The following is a 24,200-nucleotide window of genomic DNA, read 5'->3' as shown; positions in this document are numbered from 1 at the left end:
CAGGCGGCCGGTCTTCAATGCGGCCGGCCGCCGCTTCAATGCTGGAGAATTTGACATGAAGGCCGTACTTCACGCCGTCGGAGCGCCACCCGAGCTTCCGGCCTACGTCCCGAGCGGCAACGAGTGCACGCTGTTCGAACACGCCTGGCGGCGTCGCCTGCCGGTTCTGCTGAAAGGACCGACCGGCTGCGGCAAGACCCGCTTCGTCGCCCACATGGCGGCCCGGCTCGCTTTGCCGCTGCACACCGTCGCCTGCCATGACGACCTCACGGCGGCCGATCTCACTGGACGCTATCTGCTCAAGGGCGGAGACACGGTATGGGCCGACGGTCCGCTGACCCGCGCCGTGCGGGAAGGCGGCATCTGCTATCTCGATGAGGTCGTGGAAGCGCGCAAGGACGTGACGGTGGTGCTGCACCCGCTGACGGACGATCGCCGCATCCTGCCGCTCGAGCGCACGGGCGAGGAGCTGGTTGCGCCGCCGGGCTTCATGCTGGTCGTGTCCTACAATCCCGGTTACCAAAGCCTCCTGAAGGCCTTGAAACCGTCGACGCGCCAGCGCTTCGTTGCGATCGAATTCGGATTCCTGCCGGCCGAGCAGGAGGTCCAGGTGGTCGCCGCCGAGAGCGGACTTGCGCCCGACCGCGTGCGTCCGCTGGTGGCACTTGCGGGCCGGTTGCGCGCGCTGAAGGGACAGGACCTCGAGGAAGGGGTATCGACGCGCCTGATCGTCTACTGCGCGACGCTGATTTCTGCCGGCGTTCCGCTTCTGGATGCCGTGCTTGCCGGCATGATCGAGCCGCTCACGGACGATGCCGACGTCAAGTCCGCGCTGCTCGACGTGGCCCGCGCCGTGATTGGATGAGGCATGCTCGACTTCCTCGAACTAGAGGAAACGGTTGGCCGCGCCTGGCATCGTTTGGTGGGGGCTACGGCGAGCTATCCCGTTCATCCCGATGAGGCCGCCACGCTTGCGGAAGTGCAGGGGCAGATCGCGATCATGTTTCGCGCGCTGGGCGGCGAGGCGGGCGTTCAGGTCGCCGGCGCCAAATCGCGAAAGTCCGGTCATCGGCTCGGCTGGCGACAGCGCATTGGGCTTGGGGACGAGAGCATCGACCATCCCGGCCGCGACGGGGCAACTGTTTTCCTGCCGGACCGCATCGCCCTGTTTCCAGACCGCGAGCTCAACGCCATGCTCTATCGTTGGCTGGCAGCGTGGTTCGCCACGGCGCCGGTTACGATGACCGGTGAGATCGACCCGTTGCGGCGCGATCTCGTGACCTTGCGGCGGCGCGCCCGCGAGACGGTCGGAAAAGTCCAGGCGCTATTCCCTGGCCTGGTTCGTCCCTATGAGCGGCTGGCAGTGGCGACGGCGCAGGCGCGCCCGCGCAGACCTCTGCCGCGGGCCGAGCAGGAAGTGGAACGGATTGTGCTGGCGTTGCTCGGTGCCGGTGCGCCTCCGGCGGGCCGGCTGTGGCCGGCGGTGACCGGCGTCGGTGACCTGCCGGCGAAAGCGCCGCCCGGATACCGGCCAATGCTGCCGTGTCCGCTGTGGGGCGATTGCTGGACACGCGAGGCCGTTGCCGCCGGGGACGGCGACGACGACGCACCCGTGCCGGGCGACGAGGCTGATATGCCTGATACGCGAAAGCGCCGGGCCGTCCGCGAAGCCGGTGACGGCGACAAGCGCGATCCGTTCATTCTGAACCGCTTCGAGAAGATACTCGCAATGGCGGAGATGGTGAACGTCGATCGCCCGTCTGACGACAGCGAGGACGAGGACGCCCGCAAGGCAGCCGACGACCTCGAAGAACTCGCGATCGGCCGTCGCAGCGGCAAGCCAGCGACCAAGCTGAAGTTCGACCTGGACCTGCCGCCGGAAGCGGTCGATGCCACACGGCTGAGCAGCGGTCGTCTTTATCCGGAATGGGATTACCGCGCCGGCACTTATCTGCCGGATCATTGCCGGGTGTTGACGGGGCAGGCTTCGGAGACAGGAGAAAGCTGGAACCCGGACGCGAACGTCCTCAAGCACGTCCGTCATGTGCGGCGGCGTTTCGAGGCGCTGCGGCCGCGGCACGAAGTGATGCGCGGCCAGGCCGACGGGTTCGATCTGGACCTCGATGCGCTCGTCCGCGCTAGATGCGATCTGCGGGCCGGCAGCGGTGCGCTCGATCGGGTCCACCTGGCCACGCGGCCGCAGGGGCACGACCTCGCCGCCACGCTGTTGGTCGACGTTTCGCTCTCCACGGACGCGTGGGTCGATGGCCACCGCGTTCTCGATGTGGAAAAGGAAGCGCTGCTCGTCCTCGCGCATGGGCTATCCGCCTGTGGCGACCATCACAGCATCCTGACCTTCACATCGCGGCGGCGCTCCTGGGTGCGTGTCGAGACGGTCAAGTCGTTCGAGGAGCCGATGGGAGTTGCCGTCGAGCGGCGTATCGGTGCGCTCAAGCCGGGCTACTACACGCGGATCGGCGCGGCGGTACGCCATGCCGCTGCCGAGCTCGCCCGTCAACCCCAGCGTAAGAAGCTGCTGTTGGTGCTGACCGATGGAAAGCCCAACGACGTCGACCATTATGAAGGCCGCTTTGCGGTCGAAGACACCCGCCAGGCCGTGCGGGAGGCCCGACGTTCCGGAGTTGCGGTGTTCGGCGTCACGGTCGACGCAAACGCCCAGTCCTACTTTCCCACCTTGTTCGGGCGCGGCGGCTACGCCATCGTCGGCAACATCAGCCGATTGCCGGCGGCGCTTCCATCGATCTACCGGCAGCTTGCCCGTTAGTGCTCGACCACCTATTTCAGACTTCCGCAGCGGGCTGCCGCAGGCGGTCAAAGCACGGCGCGCACCGAGCGCCGTGAACCCTCAAGTGACAACGGCCGCGGGCGATCAACGCAAGTACAAGGCGATGTAGGGCTGCCGAAGTCTCGCAATCCCTTGTCACTTATTCAGACGCGCAGCTCATTGCCGACGGGAGGCAGGACGGCTGCTGGATGGACCGGCTCTTGGCCGCGCTTTGCCGCCTCCGCTGACCGCACCATTTCTCTGAGTTTCTGAACCTCAGCCATTCGGTTGTGAAGATCGGTCGAGATTTGCAGAAGACGATGTGTCCGTACTTCAGCCGGCTGTTTCATGTTGTACCCCTACCCCACACACAACTGACAGTATCAGGAAAATATCAGGCTATTCTTTCTTGGTCGTGACAGTCTGCATTCAGGTTCACATAAGGCGGGAAAATACCTCGAAGAACGTTTCTCGTCGCCTCCGGACAAGAACGCGCCGCTGCTCTGTCAAAAAAAGCCGCCGGTATCAAAATACTTGTCCGGCGGCATCATCTTCGTCCTAAACTGAACCGATTAAATCCCCAGCGGCACCTAAACAGCAGAAGCCGTGGCAGTCGCCTGTTCACAGCACAACTACGGAGCCCGATACTGGATGCCGCTTTGCCACATCTCGCTAGCAAGGATTCGTGCTCGGACGGGCGCGAAAGAGATGACCCAGCCCTACTGAGGTCGTCCTTTCCAGACGGCAGGCGAAGGCTAACTGGCTGGTCCGAGTAGCGTGTTAACACGACCACGACTGTCGCGACCGCCGGCATGAACGGCACGCCCCGCTAATGGCGGAGGCCGAATTAGGCGTCAGCGTGAAGTTGAATGGGCGGCTTCAATGCCCCAGGGCGGACTGTGGGGCCGTATGCGACGCAATAGCAGCCGACGGGGCGCCGGAGCGGAGGCCTTCACGAATAACCATGGCATAGTGCGGTCTATGTGGCATTACGCCCCGGCATTAGTAGCAGGATGGGTGCGCAGGACGCTGGCCGCTTGCTTCGCTGTACTACTCGTGCTGCCGACCGATTGCTGCGGCTAATCCTAAGCCTGCGAGGCAGCGATCTTTTCAAAGGAAAGAGCAAGCCGGCGACTGCCGCTCGCAACCGAATTAGCTCTTCATATTGTGCTCTTAGATCATTATTTTGACAAAGCAATTCTATGTCGCGGCTGCGCTTTGGCATAACTCAACCCCTACACAACTAAAAACAAATGCACCAATAACTAAACAAAATTCTGGCTACAGCGTTGGTTCCGCAACCGGAACCAGTTGTGAACATTTTGGCCGCGATTTTACTTTACAAAACGCTCACTACGCTTTTTACCCCACTTTAATCCGAAAGCAAGCGTTGGTTTATTATTCAAATAACGGAGAAATAACGGAAGCCTGTGCATGAGAAATGATGATGGAGTTAGTCATGAAACGAATCGATCTCGAACGGATGAGTACCGACGACCTTTGGTCGCTGCATGTTGAGGTCACTCAATTGTTGCAGCAAAGAATCCAGGCGGAAAAACTGCAGTTGGAAGAGCGTCTGAAGCTGCTGGAAGCCCCAGTGTCAGGGCGCAGGGCCTACCCTGCGGTACCCCCGAAATATCGCAATCCTGATCAGCCGACCGAGACTTGGGCCGGACGTGGCAAGCAGCCGCTTTGGCTGGTAGCGCAGTTGCGCTCGGGTAGGCGTATCGAGGATTTCAGAATTAAGAAGGCGGTCAATCGACGATAAGCCGCCGCCCGATAAGGCTAACTCTAAAGCCTAATGCAAACGCAACGCCTTCTGGGTTGTACCGTTCGAACCACGCTTTCGCTACCTCCGCGTTTGCGAACAGCTTGAGATGTACCTTGTTCCCCACAGCGGCTTTCGGGTGTCGACGTAGATCCACACTGTCATTGGATTATATCCAGTTCGCGTTTGAAGCTGCGACAGATCACAAACAACACGGGATTCAGACTGCCGGCTGCAAACCCAGCCGGAGCCGCCGCTCAGTTGTGCTTGCATGGGCGGCACATGGACGGTCAGGCGTCGCATAAAAAACTTTGAGGCTCATCCGCTGGCGGGTTACCAGCCAATATCTTCCCTACTTTGTCTACCAGTGGATAGACGTTGCCAATGTTTAGCATATGATCGCAGCTGGAGTTTGCTCATCTGCAGATCGCAGCGCCCGCGCGACTTGCGAGCGACGCATCTCGCCAATGTGATTTTCCGTTCGCGCTGCATTGCACACACACACACACACAATCACGAGGAAAGCACAATCACGGGGAAAGTCGCACCAAGTGGCCAACTGTTCGCACCGCATAAATGCCTTGATATCGGCATCGGCACGTCAAGATTTGAGCTGTCAACTACAATTTAATTACGAGCAGTTAGGTTCGTGAGTGGGGAATTGGGAGCGATCCATGACCACTTTGCAAGCCGTAGCATTTGGAGCCACGCTCGCGTGGATGCCATCTCTTATCATCCTAGTAGTTTCGCTATGGAACGTTCGCGAGCTCGATGGAATGGAATAGTCGGGCAGTTGCCGAATACCGGGCATTGGCCCTCTATCGAATCATAGAACTCCTCATTACAATCGATAGTCGTTTCGACTCATGATTGTGGGGGCGCGTCATGAACAGCGAATGGGAATCTATGACGATCGATGAGCTGTTTAAGCTCCGCGAGCTGATGCAAGATGTCCTCAGCTTGAAGCTGAAGGCCAAAAAGGCCGAGCTCGAGCGTAGATTGCAGATTCTCAATCAACCGTCGAGCGATGTAGGGCCGACGAAGTCTCACAATCCCTAGTCGCTTATTCAGACGCGCAGCTCATTGGATGCGATGAGGCATAGCCTTTAATTTTCGAAAGCGATGCCGAGCAATTCGCCATTCCGCCAAACTAGGCGGCACCTCGGATAGTCTCAAAATTGTCGAAGGTCAGCTCGAAGGTGCTCGGCAGTACCGATAGATTGTGTGTCCGAAGTTTTGCGCCACAGTCCGAGATGTCAATGACCTTGCAGCCGCGCGCGCCGGGCTGCCCCTTGAAGAACAGCAGCGCGCCTCTCCCGATACCTGCCCTGCAAACTGCTCGTCGATCGTTGCGAGGACTCGGCATCATTCTCCATCCTCATCGTACTCGATGAATTTCTTGTATTGCCAATGGCGGCCGTCATGTCGGCGCCACACGCGTCCGTGTACGAGCCGGCCGGTGATGGATCGCCTGGGAAAGATCACGGTCCAAAGATGCCAGAATTCCGCGCCTGCTGGCTTTAAGCTTTGCATTTCAGGAGGGTCAATTGCGGTGAACATGGAGCCGTCTCCGCGCAGTTTCGTTAGCGGCCTCATACGCTAACGAAGTCGCCGAGCGGCGGGCGAAACTGACTGTAAGCCGCCCGACGGCTTCGTCACATTGAGCCGGACGGGGGCAATTGTCCGGCGTCGTGTACGCTAGCCGCACGAAGATCGAGAGCAACAGAATTCGCTCGTTAAGCTTGATATGGGCGGTAAGAGTTAAATCGGGAACAGCGGCGATTGGGGATCCAGATCATTGCGCAGCTTTCGTTCGCCATCGCTTCCGTAATGTTCATTCTGGGCTGAAGCAAACCTCTTTTCGAGAACGCTCGCAAAATCGCTTCAGTTGCAAACAACACGCGATTCGTATTGTCTGGTTGCGGGATTCAAGACCTGACGCTGCGAGCATTGGGAGCGGCCAACGGGTGGCACCTGCATCGGCGGCGAAATGGATGGCGGTGTCATTTCACAGACCGACAAGGGGCAGGCGGGCGGAATATCGGTGCTGGTTGTGCATCGCGGTAGCAAGCGACCCTCAACGCATTGGCAAACGCATCTGGCCTGAGCGGCGAGGGTGAAAAAAGAGCTTGCGACAACGAGCAAAGTTAGCCGGATTCCTGTCATTGATCCCTCTTTTCTTCGCGTCTATCCATCTTTCGCGCATGCCGGCGGTTCAGCGTACGCAAGACGCTAACGCGAGCCAGCAGCGTGGGTCCGTCTACTTCGACCACCGGCATTGGAGCCTCCATCGAGGCCTGATCGATCTCCTTCGGGCCCTCCGATCAGGAGGGTCAACGAGCTGATGCAGGCTCTCTAATCACCAAAGCGACCTCCCCAAAAGTTGAAAGAGCCTCTTAATTCGGGCGGGATGCCCGGCCCCTCCGTGGGATCGAAAAACGGTCAACAACCAAGAAATGCCGAACGCGCGCTGAAAGAATGTCTAATGCATCAAATCTAACGTGGTTCGAGGGCGGGTTCTATGTCTAGTCGAACTGGAGCGAAAACTGGTGGCATTCCAAGGGGGAGGCGGATTTGTTGGCGTCGAGCCCTGCCAACTCAGACGACTTTACTCTCCTCTCGAGCCACTTGCGTCGTCGTTGGTTGGACGACCGAGGCATCTTACGTTCTAGTGCGAGCGAATGTTGTCGCCGGCTGATGTACTCTGCTCACCTATTCAATCCGATCCGCTTCGCCGTGTATCCCCGGTTCGCAATCGCTCGCCACCATGGTTGGTGGTCGACGTACCAGCGCACTGTCTTGTAGATTCCAGTTTCGAAATCCTCTTCCGCACGCCATCCTAGCTCTCGCTCGAGCTTGGAGGCATCAATTGCATAGCGGCGATCGTGCCCAGGGCGGTCGGGAACAAAATTTATAAGATTTCGGTGGGAGCCGCTCGGGTTCGGGCTGATCTCGTCGAGCAGGTCGCAGATTCGTTCGACCACGTACAGATTGGTGCGCTCGTTACGGCCACCGACGTTGTAGGTCTCGCCTATACTTCCCCGCTCCAGGACCAGACTTAACGCCTTGGCGTGATCCTCGACATAGAGCCAATCGCGGATGTTCTTTCCGTCGCCATATACGGGCAGGGACTCGCCCGCCAATCCCCTGATGATCATGTGCGGGATTAGTTTTTCCGGGAAATGGTAGGGTCCATAGTTGTTCGAGCAGTTTGTGACCAGCGTCGGAAGTTCGTACGTGTGATGCCACGCGCGTACCAGATGGTCGGAGGATGCCTTGCTGGCGGAGTAAGGAGAGTTCGGCGCGTAGGCCGTTGTCTCCATGAAGAACCCCTCGTCCCCAAGTGAGCCGAACACCTCATCCGTAGAAATGTGCAAAAAGCGGAATCGTTTGCGCTTCTCGCCCGAGAGCGAGCGCCAGTGGCGCAAAGCTTCCTGCAAGATTGTGAAAGTACCGACTACGTTGGTCTGAATGAATTCGGCGGGCCCATCGATCGATCGGTCAACATGACTCTCGGCGGCGAGATTCATCACTGCATCTGGCTGATACTTCTCGAACAGGCGACGGAGGCCAAGCCCATCGCAAATGCACTGTTTCTCAAAGAAGTAATTCATGTTTCCGGCCGTGCCGGGTAGCGATTCAAGGTTCGCCGCGTAAGTCAGCTTATCAATATTAACGACCTTTGCGTGGGTGCCTTGCAGCAGATGCCGTACGACTGCGGATCCGATGAACCCTGCGCCTCCCGTAACGAAGATTGTCCAGCCTCCAAACCGCATGATCAGTTTGCCCCTATGTCCCGCATCTACCGTTTGAAGGAAGCGGCTACAGATTTCAGATACTCGCCATAGCTGCTTTTGGCGGTCCTCTCGGCCAAAGCCTCAAAAGCTTCGAGCGAGATGTAGCCCTGCCGCAGCGCGATTTCTTCCGGGCATGCAATGCGCAGGCCCTGGCGTTGCTCGAGGACCTGGACGAAGTTGCTGGCCTCTACGAGAGAGGAATGCGTCCCGGTGTCGAGCCACGCAAAGCCACGACCTAGCGCCTGCACATAGAGATCGCCGCGTTCCATATAAGTCTTGTTGACGTCGGTGATCTCGAGCTCGCCGCGCGCCGATGGCTTGAGCTCGGCAGCAATCTTCAGAACGTCATTGTCGTAAAAATATAGTCCTGTGACGGCCAAGTTTGACTTTGGCTGCTTCGGCTTTTCCTCGATGGAGAGCGCGCGGCCGCTGCCATCGAGTTCAATGACGCCATATTGCTCGGGTGTCTTGACGACATAACCGAAGACGGTCGCGCCCTTCCTACGGGCAGTCGCATTCAAGAGCAGCTCAGCCAGGCCGTTGCCATAGAAGATGTTGTCGCCAAGCACCAGCGCAACCGGATCATTGCCGACGAAATCGCGACCGACGATAAAGGCATCCGCTATCCCTCGCGGAGACGCCTGTGTAAGGTAGGAAAAACGCACCCCGATCTGTGAGCCGTCACCCAAAAGGCGCTCGAATAGCGGCTTGTCCTGGGGGGTAGAGATGATCAGGATGTCCTGGATTCCGCCCAGCATGAGGGTCGAGAGCGGATAGTAGATCATCGGCTTGTCGAAGACCGGAAGCAGTTGTTTCGAAACAACTGTCGTCACCGGATAGAGGCGTGAACCCGTGCCTCCGGCGAGAATAATGCCCTTCATAGGCCCCTCACACATTCAATTAACTGAATCATATTAAATATAACACATTTAATGTAGCATATTAAATGGTGCTTGTTAGATAAATTTGGTATTTGGCTAACGCGAAATGTTGCTCGGTCGGACAAGATGAACGTTATTGCGACAGCGCTTCCCGAAGTCCTAATCCTGGAGCCGAGGCTGTTTGGCGACCAACGCGGTTTCTTCCTGGAAACCTACCAATTGCCACGCTATGCAGAGCACGGCATTAGCCTTCCATTTGTGCAGGACAACATGTCCCGGTCCAGCCATGGAGTGTTGCGTGGGCTACACCTGCAAAACCCCTTCACCCAAGGTAAGCTCGTCACCGCATTGCGCGCCGGGTTCTGGATGTGGCGGTGGATGTGCGGGTGGGGAGCCCGCGTTTCGGACGCCATGTTGCCGTAGAATTAAGCGAGGAGAACCGACGGCAATTGTGGGTTCCTCGTGGCTTCGCACATGGCTTTGTCGTCCTATCTGAGACCGCAGACTTCTTCTACAAGTGTGACGATCTTTACAGCCCCAAGGATGAAGTCTCCATCCGCTGGAACGACCCCGCGATCGGTATAAATTGGGGCATTGAAGCTCCCTCGCTTTCAGCCAAAGATGCCGATGCCCCGCTACTGAAAGACGTCAAGAATCTGCCGATGTATGGTCAAACCTGATGCGGATCTTGTTGACGGGAGTGAGCGGCCAGGTCGGCGGCGCATTGCGCCCCTTGTTAACTGGCCAAGGCACAATTATAGCGCCTTCGTCTTCCGAATTTGATCTGTCGAAACCGGAAACGTTAACGGACCGGCTCGAGCATTTCAGACCCGATCTCATCGTAAATCCGGCCGCCTATACCGCCGTTGATCGCGCCGAGGAGCAGCGCGAGCTTGCGTTCCTCGTTAATGCCAAAGGGCCCGAGGTCATCGCGCAATGGGCGGCCAAGCACCGCGTGCCGCTCGTTCACTTCTCAACAGACTACGTTTTTGACGGCTCCGGTGATGCGCCGCGTCGCGAGGACAGCCCCACGGGCCCAATCTCGGTCTATGGCGCGAGCAAGCTTGCAGGGGACATGGCAATCATGGCGGCCGGTGGACCGCATCTGATCGCGCGCACGTCTTGGGTATACGCCGCCAAGGGTACCAATTTCCTCCGTACCATCGCGCGCCTGGCTTGCGAGCGCAAGGAGCTGCGCATCGTCGCAGATCAAATCGGAGCGCCAACGACGGCTCGAGCGATTGGTAATGCAGTTGCCGACATCGTGCTGCCGAACCTCGCGAACCTGAACGATCTGCTCGCGCGGAAAGGTGGCGTGGTCAATCTCGTTTGTGCTGGGGAAACTAGCTGGCACGAATTTGCAAGCGCCATTGTCGAAGGTCTGAGATACCGCGGCGTTAAACTCGAAGTCGAAACCGTTGTTCCAATCGCAACTGCCGATTTTCCGACGAAGGCCAAACGGCCAAGCAATTCGCGCCTCGACCTGTCTCGCCTCAAGGACGAGTTCGGTGTGGTAATGCCGAATTGGCGAGATGCATTGGCGCCGGAACTTGACGGTTTCGTTGGAGCAGATGAGGTTTCAACCTCTCGATAAGCGGCGCGTCAGGCCCGGCCTGCCTTTTCTTGGTCGTCCAGGAAGTTCGATACGAGGCCAAGTCGAGCGTCCCGCCCTTACACTTTCCCGATGCGGTGATTGCCAACGAGTCCGAAGAAATGCCGCAGCGTATCGGCTCGTGGCAAGGTCAATGTTACGTTTCTTCGGCTATCAGTCTGATATTCTGCTCCAAGCTCCTTCCTGTAATTTCCGTAGTCAAGAATCGCAACCGCGAGGAGGGGCCAACGTGCAAGAGGGAAACGGGACTGCAGCAATAGCCTTCTAAACTGAAGCTGTGGAATGAACCGTTTGCGAAGTTCAACAGGGACGTCAACGTCAAAAAATTCTGCCAGGGCGATTAGCTGTTTTGCGATGGCGTTTCGTGCCAAGCGGCCCGGAGCAAATGACATCAGGCGGTTCCAGTCTATTCCTTGCGCCGCGTTAGCCAAGTCTCTCAGTTCGACCAGATGTCGCACATCTACTTCGCCGACCCAGTAATCATGATCCTGAAATTGGTCGTGAATGATTAGCATGAAAGCTTGAAAGGTCGGTGTCGGAAGATAAGCGGCCCCGCGGCCAACCGACACGGGCATGCAATGTTCAAGCAATTTTCCAGAAGAACGATAGAAATAATCTGGACCTGGCGCTGCTTGATGTAGGTCTATCATACCGACGTCGCGCGGTCGCTTTAGGTCCGTGTATTGCTTTCTGCTCTCCGGCGGGGTTCGAAAATGGGCCTGATAATCGAGGTCGGAGAGCGCGCGCAGGGCCGTCTCCATCTGATCGGGCTCGACCAATATGTCGAGATCAGCCATGATTCGGGTTGCGCGGCGTTCAGGAGCAGATGTTGCGAGGATTGCTGAGCCCTTTAGCAGCACCGGTATCACGTCCCGTTCATTAAGCGCCGTGACCGCCTCTTCCAATTGAGCCCTCAAGAGGTCGTTCCGAAGCGCGTTTCGACGGTAGATTTCCCGAACGAAAGCCTTAACATCCTCGGGAACTGATCGATCAGGTCGATCAACCAGATCGATCAAGGAGGGGGTAGTTAGCGTATTGTTGGCTAGTTCCAACACGGCCACCCAATCCAGGTTGCTGGGCGCTTCGCCTCCGAGACATTGGCAGAGCTTAACCAGGGTGCTGTTAGGAAAAGCCATGACGAAGACCTCTCAGCTTACGTGCTGCGTCAGCAGCCTCCGCAAAGGTCAGCTCAAATAATCCGGCCCCACCGATTATTTTCTTTAGCGCTGCAAACCCCGCTAGAGATAGTTTGCCGTTGGCAGCGAAAGACCCGTTGATCACTCGCTGCATGGATTCGATTTGTCCAAGGGGCGTCAGTTCTGCCGACGTCCCGTCAACTCTCTTGAGAAAGATAATCCACTCGACCTGAAAGCTTCCCTTATGCACATCTGCTACAGGTAGATACCGGACGCGTATGCCGTCTGTGCGGTCATGGGCAGTGGCATGACTTAAATCGTCGCGAGCTTTCGAAATCGCCTCCCAAGTGCCCGGCTTGATGGTGGGCGCGAAGAGAAGCCCCTGCGCAAGACCGTTTGGAGAAATCATAACGACGTCATCACCGCAATATCGGTACTCGTCACTGACTAACTGAAGCGCGAGGGTCGATTTACCGGTGCCCGGCTGCCCGCATAAGAGCAGCCCTTTATCGCCAAACACCAGCGAAGCAGCATGCAGAGCGAAATCAGGCTGATCCTGTAGAATGATGCGCTCAGTGAGGTCGGCCTTGATCGCAGGAGCCAAACTCGTGATGGGACATCGAGTGATGCTCTTTCTGCAGTTGCGGAAGAGAACCTCGTCCCCGACTTCTACAACTTCGATTGTGATATCCGCTTGATCGCGTCCCGGGTTCAAGTCGCAAAAGAGCGGTTCAAGAGACTTGATCAATGCTTCGTTGGAAGCTCTGATGCTGATTGCTCGCTGCGCTAATCGGGTTTGGAGCGCGCTGGCAAATGGAAGCCTCCATTCCATTTCTACAAGTTCCAAATCAAGCCATTGTTGCAGGGCTTGACGCAGAACATTGCGCGCCTGCTCGCGGCCGAGCCCAAGTTCGCTTAGTTCATCAGCGATCATTTCGAGTTTATTCTGGTCAAGAAGTTTGCACCACAGGAAAGCGCTGATCTGATTTAGTTCATAGATCTGCTGGTTTTTCTCGCTGAACAGGACCGGTCGATCATCAATCAACGCGAACGACGCGTCTGCGGCTGGACGCAGTTGAATCGGGCTTTCAGGCCCGGATTCCATCAGATCTGGTCTGAATATCACGCCAGGCTCCACAAGGGTGCGTCAAAATAATTCTTCGCGATGAAGTTGACATTATTTAAGCCGAAAATTTAAATCGAGTAAATTAGAAGTAGAGCGGGAACTTGACACAGCCCGCTCAAATTAAGATGGAGCCCAAGCCATGAACAAGAATACTGATGGGCCAGTCCTCAACGCGGAGCTTGAACTCGATGCTGACAGGCGGAAGTTTCTGGCGGCATGCGGCAGATTTGCCGTTGTGACGCCTCCCGCCGTGACCCTGTTACTGTCAACTTCACTGAATTCCGATGCGATTGCACGCTCCGGCAGCGGTGGGGAAGGTGGAAGACCGCGTCACCGCCCCGATCTGCCCAACTGGCTTGAGCGGTTTCTTGACTGGTTGTTCTAGGCGCTCCGATCGATCCAGACCAAGCTGCTGAACGCACGCTTCTCGACAACCCGCGAGTTGAGGTAGCCGCGATATACTGATGACGTTCCGCGGCTCGCCAGCGCTTGCTTAAACGCGTAACAAGCCACTTCAGTCAGGAGGCCGCCAAACGTGTGCACGCCGTGTGATGGCAACGGACGACAGCACTGGCATTCGAAATAAAGCCAACCCTCGGACTGGAAGAAACGGATTTTGCGCCGACGACCAGTGCAAGGCTTAAGTGGTCTCTTATCTCGATGATTGTTACATTTGGGCGGTGATCATCGCCGGCGCTGCGGCGGCAACCGTTTTCCTGAGCGCGCAATTGCATCTGGTGTCAGCGATTCAAGGGGGCGCAGCGCAATTGCTAGTTACGTCTGACCTTTTGTTTTCATGTCCCCGACAGGACTTCCATAGTCGGCGCTATGCTTCAGCGAGCCTGCTGGAAGGAAACGCTGTTGCCCGCAACGAGGACGACGTCCAACACCTCCACCTATTGGGGCCTGCTGCCTCTCCGCCATTTATCGTCTTCACCGCCACCATGGAGCGCGCTTGAGCCGCCACCACCGCGAGAGCCGCCCGAACTTCCGCCTCTCGAGGCATTCGCTCCTGAACCACCACCACCGCCACCACCACCGCCACCACCGGCGCCTCCACCGAGGGAGGCGTGATTGCCGTCTCCGCGCCCCGCTTGTTCATCACGCGGGCTCTTGTTGTCGGAGACTTTCTTGTCGCCAGGGGGGTCGGGATCATTGTCGAAAAAGGAATGTTCCGGCCGGCCGTGATTGCCAGAATGGCCAGACCGGGCAATCGCCGTTGATGTTAGTGAGGTGGAGAGAAGTAAAGTCATAGCCGGCGGAGTTACAGCGGCGAATCTCCCGCAAGAAATCAGAAATTTCCGGCGATCCTCGATCTCGATGTCGTTCGGCATGGCGCAATTCCCACTCAATTAATTCAGAGTATATTAAATCATAATCATGAAGCAGACAATTTAAATGTGCGGTATCGATTTGCCACCCGCGGATGGAACGGCGCGAGCAAGTTGCAGGCGGAGGTATTACTATACCTAAGAAGTTGGGGCAGAAAACGCTGCTTGATTACAAGAACTTCCGTCCCGTCCATGGCCCTTCAACAACGGGCTTAATTGCGGGCAGGGAAGCGCTACTGCTGAATTAACGTTCAGCGGTAGGGTTAAACGTGAGCGCTGATCGACACGTAATTCGCGATTCGGTAAGGCTCACGCTTCCTTAAGGAGTTTGCCCGTGACAGTAGAATCGCGTCCATCGTTAGAAAAACTGAGGGCGGCAGCTATTATAACGCACGAGCTCGCCGTTCAGATGACCGAATTGCTGAAGTTGCGAGAGGCGGTCCAAAGGGCCGAACAGGCAACGGCGGTCAAGAGGCCCGCGCGAAGTCAGCGCGGAAATCAGCTTTTTTCCAGATCGGTAGCTTGGCGGTCCGATTCAATTTCACTGGAACATTTTCACCAAACGCGCATTCGAAGCGGCACAAAGAAAACAAAAGCTCTCCCTGGCAGATTATTCATGCAATCGCAGTGGCGATGAAAAAAGATTGCGGTCGCTTTCTAGCGGCCGGGCTGTTCTCAAATGATCGCAAATACCCGCCCAAGGTTGTGGAGGCGCGCCAAAGCCAATAAAAATGTGGGGTTTTTGAGTAATTTTATTGGGGTGAGGATGCGTATTGCTGGAGCAACTCTTCTTATCCTCGGTTTCGTACTATGTTTTGCGATAGACGACTGGGAGTTCATCGGCCTATTTCCTATGGTTATCGGCCTCATACTCCTAGCCATCGCAGAGAGGAAGGCATCAGCTCTCGCGTTGGCGCAAGCCGCATCGCGAGCGCAGATGGAAAAGCAGGCGCCGCGTCCCTCCCAGAAGCAATTGCCGACAGCAGACAAAATTGAGGTGAGCTCGGAGGTGCTGCAACTGCTCGAAAAATTAAATCGAAGCTCAAAGCCTCGATGAATGCACTGTCGAACGGTGGAGCGTGCGTGTCTGTCCATCTGATAGAGCGAAGTGAGTAAGCGAGATCACGGCTGCGGCATCAATTGATGCTCATCCTTGATGGTCATCACATCATCGCGGAAATCGCTATCGGCCTATGCGAAGCGGGTCTTGTTTGCTAAGGGGCCGTCGCAAGGCATGGGTCGCTGCGAGGCCATCACGATTTTCGGTCACGACAAACTGCGATGCATGGGCGGGGCAGGCGACATCGAGCAGAATAATTTGATCACCCCTGGAAGTGCCGCATGAGGGAGAGCGCAAAATCGGAGGGGATCAAAGAGCGGTGGTGGCAAGGGATTGCGAAATGACGGACAAGCAGTTGCGGTATCGCGAAACTACCGGTGCAATCGTTATTGATACTTTTGGGCGTTACCTGTTTCAATTGCGCGACAATGTTGTCGGCATCACCAACCCGGGCAAGATTGGTCTATTTGGTGGTCACCGCGAGGGCGACGAAACTTTCTTGGAATGCATGGTTCGCGAGCTACACGAGGAGATCGGATATTTTGTCCCAGCGGATCGCTTTGAGCATCTTGGAAGCTTTGAGGGTGCGGACATCGACAGCGAGGGAGGAACGATCCACGGATATCTTTTCGTCGTGCGCGATGTTCCAGTGGATGCGCTGGCCATCACCGAAGGATCTCTCCTTATCGTAGAACCGGTGGAGCTTGCCGAGATAGAGCCCAGGCTTGTACCGACTACTCGTCTTGCATTGAAAGCTTACCTGAATACTTGACGGAACACTTTTGTGTGTTTTTGAGCCGCCTCTCTAGCCATGGCGACCGGCAGCGACCAACAAAATTGCCGAAAGCGGGAAGCGTCCCTCTTCGCGCCACGGTAGCCCGAATTTGGGCGGCTTCATTGTGGCCTTGATGCACCAGTCAGGCAAAACCTTCTCTTTATGAAGTCGAATCTTTTTGACTGATCAGAAGAAGCGGCCTTCGCTTATCGCCATGTTTGATGCCGTAATCGCATTTCTGTTGGTTCTAGGTCTCGGAATTTTCGTGGCCCACGGCATCGACTCATTACGGTCGTAACTCTCCTAAGTCCGTTCCGTCTAACTGAAATCCCGCGCCGCAATCAGGAGCGTATAAATAGCTTGAGTACGAAGCTTCGACTTTCTTTGTAGGAGTATTGGAAATGGAGACATTCTTCAAAGTCGTTGGCTGGACTACTGCCGCAATTCTGGGTGCTGCGGTCTGGAACGTGTTTCCTGAATACCGAACAATCATAAGTAGCATTTTAATCGCACTATTTATCTGCTACGTGTTCTCTGTGCTTGTGGGTGTAACGGTTAGGCGGCTCATCGGCGATGAATTGCTGGAGCTTCGTCTTCAAACCAATGCAACTGCCGACCGCCTCGAGCTCATAGACCGTAAGGTAACCGCAGTTTTAAGGGATGCACTTGAGCAGCGCCAAGCGCGAACTCAAACACTGCCTTTCCGACCGATTGTGTCAGCGGGTACTCCTGAGGCGGTCCGGTCGCGGGATTCAATTGGCTCAGTTCGCAATTCGATCACGGAAACGGTCAATCAATGAGTGTATCGCGAGCCCGCTTGGTCAGCACTGACGCCGGGACGCAAGAGTCTGGACGATACAAGCAATATGAAGGCGGGTAACGTAAATTGCGGGCTTGGCGGAGGGGCGGGCGGGTCCTTGGATAGGCGCCCTGCAGCCGGCGGCACGGTGGGCCCAGCGGGTAAAGTGTCAGAAGTCAAATGCTAGACCATAGCCAGGACGCCGCCGCTTAACCACCGCTCCGTTTATTATTGACAGCTTACTCGCCGACGATAAGCTCGAGCGGGCGAGTTCCTTTTTTAAGCCAAATACATTGACATATCTTTTAATGATGCATCGATTGAGGGTAACGACCCATGATTGAAGAGAGTTTTGTTCGATTACGAACGCATCGCAATAACGTGCAGCGCTACCGGCAATTGCTGAAGACGATGCTAACGGACGCTGAGCGCCAGTTTATTGAACGTCGTCTGTTAGAAGAAGAGTCGGCCATCGAGTCCTTGGCCACTCTTCAAGGGAGACCCGGTGTGCGGGGCTGGGAATTGCCCAAGCACTGAGGCCCGTTCTCAATCAATGTTTGAGGTCGATTCGTCGGGTTGGAACGGCGTGTATTGGTGGTCTAAGGCAGGTGTACGGCGATAGCTTCATCGTCGGGCGCCTGCCAGCTTTTGCCGCGCGAGATCGGGGCAATTCCCCCGGGGCGATCCCGGGGGTCCCGCCGTATGGCCGCCGCATTTTCCGCGTTTCTAATTGGTTGTTAATCAGGGAAGCCGGTCGGGAGGGGGAATGAAATTTCTGAACCTCTGGCACGAAGCGCGGGCCAATGTTCTCCGCAAGCGATACGAAGATTTGAAGCCGCGGATTGATGCGGCAGATCCTGCTGCAAAATCGGCGTGCTTTGGTGTTGTAAAGTCGAGTTTCGAGTTTCTACGTAGGCGCTACGCGAGCGCCTCCAGCGCAGAACGAAAGGAAGTTTTGAAGCACGCTTCAAAAACTATACATCAACTATCGGATGCAGGCGATTGGCCGCGCGCGCTGGGACTAACCATTATCATGTTCAATCTGGAAGCGTGTTACTTGCCGGGCGATGACGCGGCTGTCTTGAAGGGGGCCACCGATGCCTTGTTAAAAGAGGCCAGCGCCTATCCTGAACCCCGGCCCTTAAGAGAGGCGGGTTGAAAGATTTTCGAGTTGCAGACGTTGAATACTGCCGGGGTAGGGGTCTCGGCGGCCCGTCTGCATCCCCCTGGGGTGATTTCTGTTGACGCTGCATTCAATTGGCGATCAAGATTGACTATCCGTGATCGCGAAATTCTCCGCTTTTTAATTGACTGTTTCTAAGGGCATAGGAAAATTGGAGCAGCCGGAACGCAAAATCTTCACGCTCGATATCAATGGAACGCCGACGCTTGCTCTTCAGGCGCAAGACATCGAGTTTGCACGCGGTATGTGCGCGGTGCCAGAGTTCCGTTTGGATTTGCATGGGATCAGTTCGGACGGCGTCCCCGTTTGCCCAGTGGATTCTGTGTTCGGGCTTCGGCCGGCTACAGAGAAAGAGGTAGCCGCCTTCGAGCGTGCTGTTGGATTGGCGCCAGCTGCAGATGATTTCACGTTTGTTATGCTGATTGAGGTAGACAGAGTGGAGGTTGTGGCAATTACCCGCCAGGCTAACGACGCTGCTTAGACTTCCTTTCGCCGAGTCGGGCGAATTGCTCGGCGTAGGTCGGCGTAAAGCTACTGCCTCGTCGGTCATGGGGTGCTCTTGGCTTGAGTGAGGGTTGCGAACCCCTCATCTCAAGACAGGACGCCCTGCTGCGCTATCCTCTTGGCTGTGCGCCGGCCACAGCGTCCCACCGCGCGAGCGGTTTAATCCTTTGGTTCGGCGGCGGCATCGTAGGGCACGGCAGGCCGCCGAATCCTGCCGCCAGACCCGTGTAGCACAGGTTATGAACCAGGCTGGCGCTTTGGCAGCATCAACTGGACCGCGGCGCCAGGATTGCCGCATCCGCTGGGCTTAGTCCGGCGCAACGATTGGTTGGACCAGATTCTTTGCCCATGGCAGCAGTGGCGCGTTACGGCTTGACGTAGGTCCAGCCCTGCTCCTGCAGTTCCATCACACGCACCACGCCCGACTTCACGACCTTTGCTTCCGAGATCAGCGGAATCTCCTTGCCCTCGTTCCTGCCCATGTTTTCGCGGGTATTGCTGCAGGCCTCGAAGGAAATCGAAGGCTGGCTTTCCGAGAGCGCCTTGATCCTCGCTTTGACCGGCGAAGTGTCGTCACGCAGCATATGCAGGCCGGGACCGAACGTGACGATGTCGATATTCACCTTCTCGCCGAGGTCCTGATAATACTGAGCTACGTTGCTCGCATTGTTAAGCGCCAGATTCATCATCGCCGGCTCGTTGCTGTTTACCTGCAGAATAAGGCGGTGCGGCTTCGTGGCATCCTGAGTGGGCGTCATTTTGGTAACGGCCGTGAGCTTGGTCGCCTGCGTAGACTGCTTCTTGTTCACCTGCGCTTCCGACGGCGGTGCGACCAAGAGCAATGCTGCAATTGCCGCGGTGGCTCCAGCCATTTTTCCAAGTCTTGTCATGTGAGTTCCTTCCTGTCCCATGACCATTAGTTGCGTGGCCTGGCAACGGCATGTGGCCATTTGCATGCCGTCGCCAGCTTCTCGCGGACAGTCTTCAGGCCGCCAAGCAAGAAATGTCCCTCGGACGCCACACCTGTTCGCGAGGTAAGGCGCACAGCGAATTCCCCCTCATCGGGGAGCGACTGTAACATGCGCACCACGTCGCCCCTGGGCGCGACGCCAACTCCGAATGATGGGCGGGCAGCGGGAAGCTGCACTGGGAGATCGTCATTGACGCGGTAGGAGATCAGGTATTCCTCGGCGCTGCGCGAGACCCCAGGTCCCGTGATCACGAGTTCGGTCCGGCCCGCCGCGGCAGTGGATCGAGAGTTGCATCGTGGCGCTATCAGAGCCGCCGCGAGACGACGTGGTCGCCACAACGACCGGTGAATAGTCCACGGGCGAGGTGGTCTCGCTGACAAGCCAGTTGTCACTGTCTGCCGCGGCCGCCTGTGTGATATTGCGCGGCATTGTTTCCAAACATTCCTGCCGCGCGGTAAGCTCCACATTAGAGCACGCGCGAAGATGCGCCATTGCTTCGCTGGCACCTTGCGCGAAAGTCATGCTGTATGCTGCGTCTAACAGCACAGCGAGCGGGAGCGCGGCTCTCTTCACGGCCGCGCCTGTGCACTGCGCGCCGCGCGATCCAGCCAATCCTGCGCGGCCGAGAAGCGGTCTAGCCCGGGGACGGTTGCGGCGAGATTGATCGACTTCCATTTCGGATCGAATCCCGGGGCCTGCAGCCGGTCGATCCGCGAGAACAGATGATCCACGAAACGGGCAACACGCGGGTAACGGTTCGATCGCCGCGACCAGTTGAACGCAACCAAGGCGGTCGGCACCGCGATCGTTGAGATGCGTTCGCCCTGCTTGATCAAATTGGGATATTCGCTCGCCTCAAGCGTTGCCGGCAAGTAGTAATCCTCGAACTTGCTGTCGAAATTGACGGACAGAAATTTATAGCCTTCGTCCCAGCGTCTGCGCACGAAAGCGTCAACCGGTTTCGAGGTGATGAAGAGGACGGCGGCAATCTCGCCTTTGCGCATCTGCTCCAGAGCGATCGGGTGCGGAATGAAGGTCTTTTCGACATTGATGCCTAGACGGCTGAAGATCAGCGGTCCTGAATAGGCAGCGGCCGTGCCCTGGGTGTTGAAATTCACTTTCTTGCCGGCGAGGTCTTGCAAGGTTGTGATTTCAGGTCGCACGAAAATATGCAGCTCCGACGGGAATAGGTTGAGGAGATAGGTTATGCGGCTTCGGATCTGCGGTATCTGGATTTTGTACTCTTCGAGCGCGTCGGAATTGATGATCGCTGTGTCGACGCCACGCAGGTAGAGCAGCGAATTCACATTTTCGGTGGCGCCCCGGGTGACGATCGGCAGAACATGTAGATTCGGACCGTCATCGACGATTCGGGCCATCTCTGCCGCTAGGCGAATGGGCGCGCCCTCCAGCAAACCGCCGGCGAGGCCGACAGTCCACGCGTTGATCTTTTCTCTTTGGTCATGCGCAGAGGCGCGGCTGATGACTGGCGCTTCGCTCTTGGCCGGCTGCGCGTACACGTCAACCGATTGAAGCATCCAGGTAGCAGGGGCCATCGCCGCGAGGAGCAAAAACAACCATGGTTTCGGCAACGTGTTCATCTCTATCTCCACTTGTCCTTGTGCGGGTCTGATCCCCTCACTCACGCAATGCGTCGAGTCGCTCCTTTGCCTCTCTAATGCCGCCGCTGTGCGCCTTCGCGTAGAGTTCGCGTGCCTTCGCCGACTCGCCACGCGTTCCATAGGTGCCCCATGCGGACAAAACGACAGGATCATATGTCTGTGCGAGCATGAAACTTGCATGGGCGTCGCCGCTCTCGACGGCGCGCTCGAGTACGATACGCGCCGCGCCGATATTGCCTTGACCGAGCAGCGCACTGGCGCGCGCGATCAATCGTGCTGCCTCTGCCTTGTCCCGCGCATCGAAGGCCATCGGCTGTTTCGCTACGGCCGCGTCTGCAGTCTGCGTCGCCCGGACGATCGGGTTGATCGGACTGTCTTGCGTGCGCCCGAGGGGCTCGCGCTGGTCCGCGGGGCGCCGCGCGGGCGTAAGATCGCGTGCCATTGCTCCGATCTTGTTGCGCTCCTGCTGCAGCGATTGCCGCAGTTCCGCGATGGTGCGCTCCGACGCTTGTCTTTGTCGCGTGACGGCATCCTCCGCCGTTTTCGATCGCACAGATTGAGTCTTTATCTCACGACGCATTCCATCAAGCTCGCTCGCGAGTGTTGCGGCACGCGCCTGCGCCTCGTCGAGCGCGCGGCGTTGCTGCTCGGCGCTCGCCGTCATCGCCTGGCGCGCCGCGCCGACCTCCTGGATGAGGCCGCCGATCTTCTCTTGCTCCTGCCGCAGGGAGCCTTGCAATTTCGCAATGGTAACCTCTGCCGTCTGTTTCTGCTGCAAGGCTTCATCGATCGCTCGTTGTGCTTGCGCGGCCTGCATCTCGATCTCGCGCCGCGCTCCAGCAAGGTCGCCCGCGAGTGCTGAGGCACGCGCCTGTGTCTCCTCGAGCGCGCGGCGTTGCTGTTCGGCGGCTGCCGTCATCGCCTGGCGCGCAGCGTCGAACTCCTGGGTGAGCGCAGCCGTCTTCGCTTGCTCCTGCCGTAGGGACTCTCTCAGTTCTTCGATAGTCGTTTCCGCCGGCTGTCTTTGTTGCGTGTCCTCACCCTCCGCCGCTTGCGACTGCGCGACCCGTGTCTCGATCTCGCGACGCGTTTCAGCGAGCTCGCTCACGAGTGCCGCAGCGCGCGCCTGAGTTTCCTCGAGCGCGCCGCGTTGCTGCTCGGTGGCTGCTGTCAATGCCTGGCGCGCGGCGTCGACCTCCTGGGTGAGAGCGGCAGTTTTGCTTTGCTCCTGCTGCAGGGATTCTCGCAATTCGGCAGCGGCGGCCTCGGCCGCCCGCTTCTGCTGCACGGCTTCATCAATAGCCGTTTGCGACCGCACGGCCTGCGTTTCGATATCGTGCTGCGCTCCAGCAAGCTGGCTCCAGAGTGTTGCTGCACGCACCTGTGCTTCGTCGAACGCGCGGCGTTGTTGTTCGGCTGTTGCCTTCATCGCTTGGCGCGCAGCGTCCACCTCCTTGGTGAGAGCGGCCGTCTTCTTTTGCTCTTGCCGCACGGATTCCTGCAGCCCGGCAGTGATGGCTTCCGCGGCCCGCTTCTGCTGTACAGCTTCATCGACCGCCTTTTGCCACTGTGCGGCCTGCGTTTCGATCTCGCGCCGTGTCTTGGCAAGGTTGGTCTCGAGTGCCGCGGCACGCGCCTGCGCCTCGTCGAGCGCGTGGCGTTGCTCGGCGCTTGCCGTCACCGCCTGGCGCGTTTCGTCGATCTCCTGGGTGAGGGCGGCCGTCTTGTTTTGCTCCTGCCGCAGGGCTTCTCGCAATTCGGAAGCGGTGGCCTCGGCCGTCTGCCTGTGCTGCACCGCATCATCGACGGCTTTCTGCAATTGCATGGCTTGCGCATCGATTTCGCGGCGGGCTCCCAAAAGCTCGTCTGCGAGTGCCGTGGCGCCGGCTTGCTCCTGTTGAAGGGACCGCCGCAGTTCCTCCGCTCTGACTTCCGCCGCTTGGCGGCGTCGCGCTGCCTCGTCAAGCGACGTGCTCGACAATGTTACCGCCGTCTCAAGGTCGATACGGATTTGAGCCAGTTCACTCGTCAAGGCGGCAGTTCTTGCGCGTTCTTTGTCCAGAGACTGCTGCAAATCCGCCGTTGCAGCTTCCGCCGCCCAACTCAGCGGAGCTTCCTCGCCCGACTTGCTCGACGAATTCACCTTGATACCGAGATCGGCAATGTCTCGCAGATAAAAGTGTCTCGCCGCAAAGATGACTATCTCCGTGCGGAAATGCACGCCGATCAACGCAGATGCAACCAGAGTTGCGGCGATCAACGAAGCGATAAACGATCGACGTACGCGATTGTTCTGGAGCGGGCCGTTCGACTGATCGTCTTCCTGATACTGAGGCTCCGCTATTGGAGACCAATGTGTCGGCGTGATCCTGATCGGTCTTCCGTTTTTCCAGACCCATTCCTTCGTCTCAGACGACCAATGCGCGACGTCATAAGCCGATTGATCGTCCTCGACCCAGATTTCCTTTCCGTCCCTCGGAGCGGTTTCAATGGGGTGGCGCAAATGTTACGCCTTTTCAGATGGTGTTATGGGTCACTTCACAATTTACTTCGCAAGTACGTGCTAAACTCAATATACGTTTTATAATATTAAATCGAAATTAAATCAAATTAATAATGTCGGGCGGCTTTTTTGGGTTCCGGCCGCTCTCGCCGCGTGTGGTTTTTTCAAGGATCACGCACAGGCTGAACAAGCCAATACCCAAGCGGCGCCACATTCGAACGGCCGAAACCGATTGAGCCTCAGGTTTTGTTGACTAGAGCATCTGGTACGGCATCGACCCGGCGGATGGAGCGCAGTTTTCAAGGCAGGCGCGATGAAACTGCCTCATATGGGTGGGCGGTCGCATT

22 protein-coding genes and 1 pseudogene are annotated in these 24,200 nt (G+C 57.5%); 13 read left to right on the top strand and 10 right to left on the bottom strand.

What is annotated here, in order from left to right:
- Positions 1-55 precede the first annotated feature (55 nt).
- From V1278_RS29895 to V1278_RS29880, 4 genes are all read left to right on the top strand, one after another.
- Complete coding sequence (locus V1278_RS29895; protein ID WP_334383190.1) at positions 56-865, top strand: CbbQ/NirQ/NorQ/GpvN family protein; 810 nt, start codon at positions 56-58, stop codon at positions 863-865.
- Positions 866-868: 3 nt separating this feature from the next.
- Entirely contained in the window at positions 869-2,785 is a 1,917-nt protein-coding gene (locus tag V1278_RS29890; protein WP_334383189.1) for a nitric oxide reductase activation protein NorD, read from the top strand.
- 1,459 nt (positions 2,786-4,244) lie between these two features.
- Complete coding sequence (locus V1278_RS29885) at positions 4,245-4,553, top strand: H-NS histone family protein (protein WP_334367606.1); 309 nt, start codon at positions 4,245-4,247, stop codon at positions 4,551-4,553.
- Positions 4,554-5,438: 885 nt separating this feature from the next.
- The gene (locus V1278_RS29880; RefSeq protein ID WP_334367608.1) at positions 5,439-5,612 is read left to right on the top strand and encodes a hypothetical protein; all 174 of its coding nucleotides are present in this window, start codon (positions 5,439-5,441) and stop codon (positions 5,610-5,612) included.
- Between the two features lie 306 nt (positions 5,613-5,918).
- Here V1278_RS29880 and V1278_RS29875 read toward each other — a convergent pair whose 3' ends face one another.
- The 3 genes from V1278_RS29875 to rfbA all read right to left on the bottom strand — a co-directional run bounded on the left by V1278_RS29875 (position 5,919) and on the right by rfbA (position 9,231).
- Positions 5,919-6,113, bottom strand: a complete 195-nt coding sequence (locus tag V1278_RS29875) for a hypothetical protein (protein ID WP_334384347.1) — start codon at positions 6,111-6,113, stop codon at positions 5,919-5,921.
- Positions 6,114-7,261: 1,148 nt separating this feature from the next.
- The gene (rfbB, locus tag V1278_RS29870; protein ID WP_334383188.1) at positions 7,262-8,329 is read right to left on the bottom strand and encodes a dTDP-glucose 4,6-dehydratase; all 1,068 of its coding nucleotides are present in this window, start codon (positions 8,327-8,329) and stop codon (positions 7,262-7,264) included.
- Positions 8,330-8,355: 26 nt separating this feature from the next.
- On the bottom strand, positions 8,356-9,231 hold the full coding sequence (gene rfbA, locus V1278_RS29865; RefSeq protein WP_065749378.1) for a glucose-1-phosphate thymidylyltransferase RfbA: 876 nt from the start codon (positions 9,229-9,231) through the stop codon (positions 8,356-8,358).
- Between the two features lie 126 nt (positions 9,232-9,357).
- Between rfbA and rfbC the strand changes: the two are divergent.
- Both rfbC and rfbD read left to right on the top strand, forming a co-directional pair.
- Positions 9,358-9,911: pseudogene (gene rfbC / locus V1278_RS29860) on the top strand (dTDP-4-dehydrorhamnose 3,5-epimerase).
- Positions 9,911-10,825 (top strand): dTDP-4-dehydrorhamnose reductase, encoded by a 915-nt coding sequence (gene rfbD / locus V1278_RS29855; protein WP_334383187.1) that lies wholly within the window; start codon positions 9,911-9,913, stop codon positions 10,823-10,825. The pseudogene rfbC and the gene rfbD overlap by 1 nt, the downstream one beginning before the upstream one ends.
- A gap of 77 nt (positions 10,826-10,902) precedes the next feature.
- Here the strand turns inward: rfbD and V1278_RS29850 are convergent, their stop codons facing one another.
- Complete coding sequence (locus V1278_RS29850; protein ID WP_334383186.1) at positions 10,903-11,979, bottom strand: nucleotidyltransferase family protein; 1,077 nt, start codon at positions 11,977-11,979, stop codon at positions 10,903-10,905.
- Positions 11,966-13,105 carry a PqqD family peptide modification chaperone gene (locus V1278_RS29845; protein WP_334383185.1) on the bottom strand — a complete coding sequence of 380 codons (1,140 nt, stop codon included), beginning with the start codon at positions 13,103-13,105 and terminating at the stop codon, positions 11,966-11,968. Before V1278_RS29845 ends, V1278_RS29850 begins: the two co-directional genes overlap by 14 nt.
- Positions 13,106-13,244: 139 nt before the next feature.
- Here V1278_RS29845 and V1278_RS29840 point away from each other — a divergent pair, with 139 nt between their 5' ends.
- Positions 13,245-13,490 (top strand): hypothetical protein, encoded by a 246-nt coding sequence (locus V1278_RS29840; RefSeq protein ID WP_334383183.1) that lies wholly within the window; start codon positions 13,245-13,247, stop codon positions 13,488-13,490.
- 259 nt (positions 13,491-13,749) lie between these two features.
- Positions 13,750-14,064, top strand: coding sequence for a hypothetical protein (locus tag V1278_RS29835; RefSeq protein WP_334384346.1), 315 nt, complete (start codon positions 13,750-13,752; stop codon positions 14,062-14,064).
- On the opposite strand, the gene V1278_RS29830 is transcribed toward V1278_RS29835, so the two are convergent.
- A complete protein-coding gene (locus tag V1278_RS29830; RefSeq protein WP_442893717.1) occupies positions 14,002-14,439 on the bottom strand; it encodes a hypothetical protein in 438 nt (145 codons plus the stop codon). The two genes, V1278_RS29835 and V1278_RS29830, sit on opposite strands and share 63 nt — an antisense overlap.
- Before the next feature lie 676 nt (positions 14,440-15,115).
- Here V1278_RS29830 and V1278_RS29825 point away from each other — a divergent pair.
- The 5 genes from V1278_RS29825 (at position 15,116) to V1278_RS29805 (ending at position 18,229) form a co-directional block, all read left to right on the top strand.
- Complete coding sequence (locus V1278_RS29825; protein WP_334383182.1) at positions 15,116-15,493, top strand: hypothetical protein; 378 nt, start codon at positions 15,116-15,118, stop codon at positions 15,491-15,493.
- Positions 15,494-15,836: 343 nt separating this feature from the next.
- Positions 15,837-16,268: an NUDIX domain-containing protein gene (locus tag V1278_RS29820; RefSeq protein WP_334383181.1), complete on the top strand. Its 432-nt coding sequence runs from the start codon at positions 15,837-15,839 to the stop codon at positions 16,266-16,268.
- Positions 16,269-16,672: 404 nt separating this feature from the next.
- A complete protein-coding gene (locus V1278_RS29815; RefSeq protein ID WP_334383180.1) occupies positions 16,673-17,071 on the top strand; it encodes a hypothetical protein in 399 nt (132 codons plus the stop codon).
- A 335-nt stretch (positions 17,072-17,406) separates the two neighbouring features.
- Positions 17,407-17,607, top strand: a complete 201-nt coding sequence (locus tag V1278_RS29810; protein ID WP_334367618.1) for a hypothetical protein — start codon at positions 17,407-17,409, stop codon at positions 17,605-17,607.
- 229 nt (positions 17,608-17,836) lie between these two features.
- Positions 17,837-18,229 carry a hypothetical protein gene (locus V1278_RS29805; protein WP_334383179.1) on the top strand — a complete coding sequence of 131 codons (393 nt, stop codon included), beginning with the start codon at positions 17,837-17,839 and terminating at the stop codon, positions 18,227-18,229.
- Positions 18,230-18,344: 115 nt separating this feature from the next.
- On the opposite strand, the gene V1278_RS29800 is transcribed toward V1278_RS29805, so the two are convergent.
- From V1278_RS29800 to V1278_RS29785, 4 genes are all read right to left on the bottom strand, one after another.
- Entirely contained in the window at positions 18,345-18,803 is a 459-nt protein-coding gene (locus tag V1278_RS29800) for a hypothetical protein (protein WP_334383178.1), read from the bottom strand.
- 319 nt (positions 18,804-19,122) lie between these two features.
- Complete coding sequence (locus V1278_RS29795; RefSeq protein WP_141686950.1) at positions 19,123-19,647, bottom strand: DsrE family protein; 525 nt, start codon at positions 19,645-19,647, stop codon at positions 19,123-19,125.
- Between the two features lie 650 nt (positions 19,648-20,297).
- A complete protein-coding gene (locus V1278_RS29790) occupies positions 20,298-21,284 on the bottom strand; it encodes a TAXI family TRAP transporter solute-binding subunit (RefSeq protein ID WP_442893810.1) in 987 nt (328 codons plus the stop codon).
- Between the two features lie 82 nt (positions 21,285-21,366).
- Positions 21,367-23,853, bottom strand: a complete 2,487-nt coding sequence (locus tag V1278_RS29785; protein ID WP_334383175.1) for a hypothetical protein — start codon at positions 23,851-23,853, stop codon at positions 21,367-21,369.
- Positions 23,854-24,200: the final 347 nt, after the last annotated feature.

Origin of the sequence: Bradyrhizobium sp. AZCC 1577 (assembly GCF_036924575.1) — a bacterium.
In the GTDB taxonomy this organism is placed as follows: Bacteria; Pseudomonadota; Alphaproteobacteria; order Rhizobiales; family Xanthobacteraceae; genus Bradyrhizobium.
The sequence above is the reverse complement of the archived record's forward strand: the minus strand, read 5'-3'. Positions and strand labels throughout refer to the sequence as shown.

Bases quoted from the DNA above. Each gene is read 5' to 3' on its own strand.
- V1278_RS29895 (WP_334383190.1), top strand. From the start codon at position 56: ATGAAGGCCGTACTTCACGCCGTCGGAGCGCCACCCGAGCTTCCGGCC.
- V1278_RS29890 (WP_334383189.1), top strand. From the start codon at position 869: ATGCTCGACTTCCTCGAACTAGAGGAAACGGTTGGCCGCGCCTGGCAT.
- V1278_RS29885 (WP_334367606.1), top strand. From the start codon at position 4,245: ATGAAACGAATCGATCTCGAACGGATGAGTACCGACGACCTTTGGTCG.
- V1278_RS29880 (WP_334367608.1), top strand. From the start codon at position 5,439: ATGAACAGCGAATGGGAATCTATGACGATCGATGAGCTGTTTAAGCTC.
- V1278_RS29875 (WP_334384347.1), bottom strand. From the start codon at position 6,113: ATGTTCACCGCAATTGACCCTCCTGAAATGCAAAGCTTAAAGCCAGCA.
- rfbB (WP_334383188.1), bottom strand. From the start codon at position 8,329: ATGCGGTTTGGAGGCTGGACAATCTTCGTTACGGGAGGCGCAGGGTTC.
- rfbA (WP_065749378.1), bottom strand. From the start codon at position 9,231: ATGAAGGGCATTATTCTCGCCGGAGGCACGGGTTCACGCCTCTATCCG.
- rfbD (WP_334383187.1), top strand. From the start codon at position 9,911: ATGCGGATCTTGTTGACGGGAGTGAGCGGCCAGGTCGGCGGCGCATTG.
- V1278_RS29850 (WP_334383186.1), bottom strand. From the start codon at position 11,979: ATGGCTTTTCCTAACAGCACCCTGGTTAAGCTCTGCCAATGTCTCGGA.
- V1278_RS29840 (WP_334383183.1), top strand. From the start codon at position 13,245: ATGAACAAGAATACTGATGGGCCAGTCCTCAACGCGGAGCTTGAACTC.
- V1278_RS29830 (WP_442893717.1), bottom strand. From the start codon at position 14,439: ATGCCGAACGACATCGAGATCGAGGATCGCCGGAAATTTCTGATTTCT.
- V1278_RS29825 (WP_334383182.1), top strand. From the start codon at position 15,116: ATGATCGCAAATACCCGCCCAAGGTTGTGGAGGCGCGCCAAAGCCAAT.
- V1278_RS29820 (WP_334383181.1), top strand. From the start codon at position 15,837: ATGACGGACAAGCAGTTGCGGTATCGCGAAACTACCGGTGCAATCGTT.
- V1278_RS29815 (WP_334383180.1), top strand. From the start codon at position 16,673: ATGGAGACATTCTTCAAAGTCGTTGGCTGGACTACTGCCGCAATTCTG.
- V1278_RS29810 (WP_334367618.1), top strand. From the start codon at position 17,407: ATGATTGAAGAGAGTTTTGTTCGATTACGAACGCATCGCAATAACGTG.
- V1278_RS29805 (WP_334383179.1), top strand. From the start codon at position 17,837: ATGAAATTTCTGAACCTCTGGCACGAAGCGCGGGCCAATGTTCTCCGC.
- V1278_RS29800 (WP_334383178.1), bottom strand. From the start codon at position 18,803: ATGACCGACGAGGCAGTAGCTTTACGCCGACCTACGCCGAGCAATTCG.
- V1278_RS29795 (WP_141686950.1), bottom strand. From the start codon at position 19,647: ATGACAAGACTTGGAAAAATGGCTGGAGCCACCGCGGCAATTGCAGCA.
- V1278_RS29790 (WP_442893810.1), bottom strand. From the start codon at position 21,284: ATGGCCCCTGCTACCTGGATGCTTCAATCGGTTGACGTGTACGCGCAG.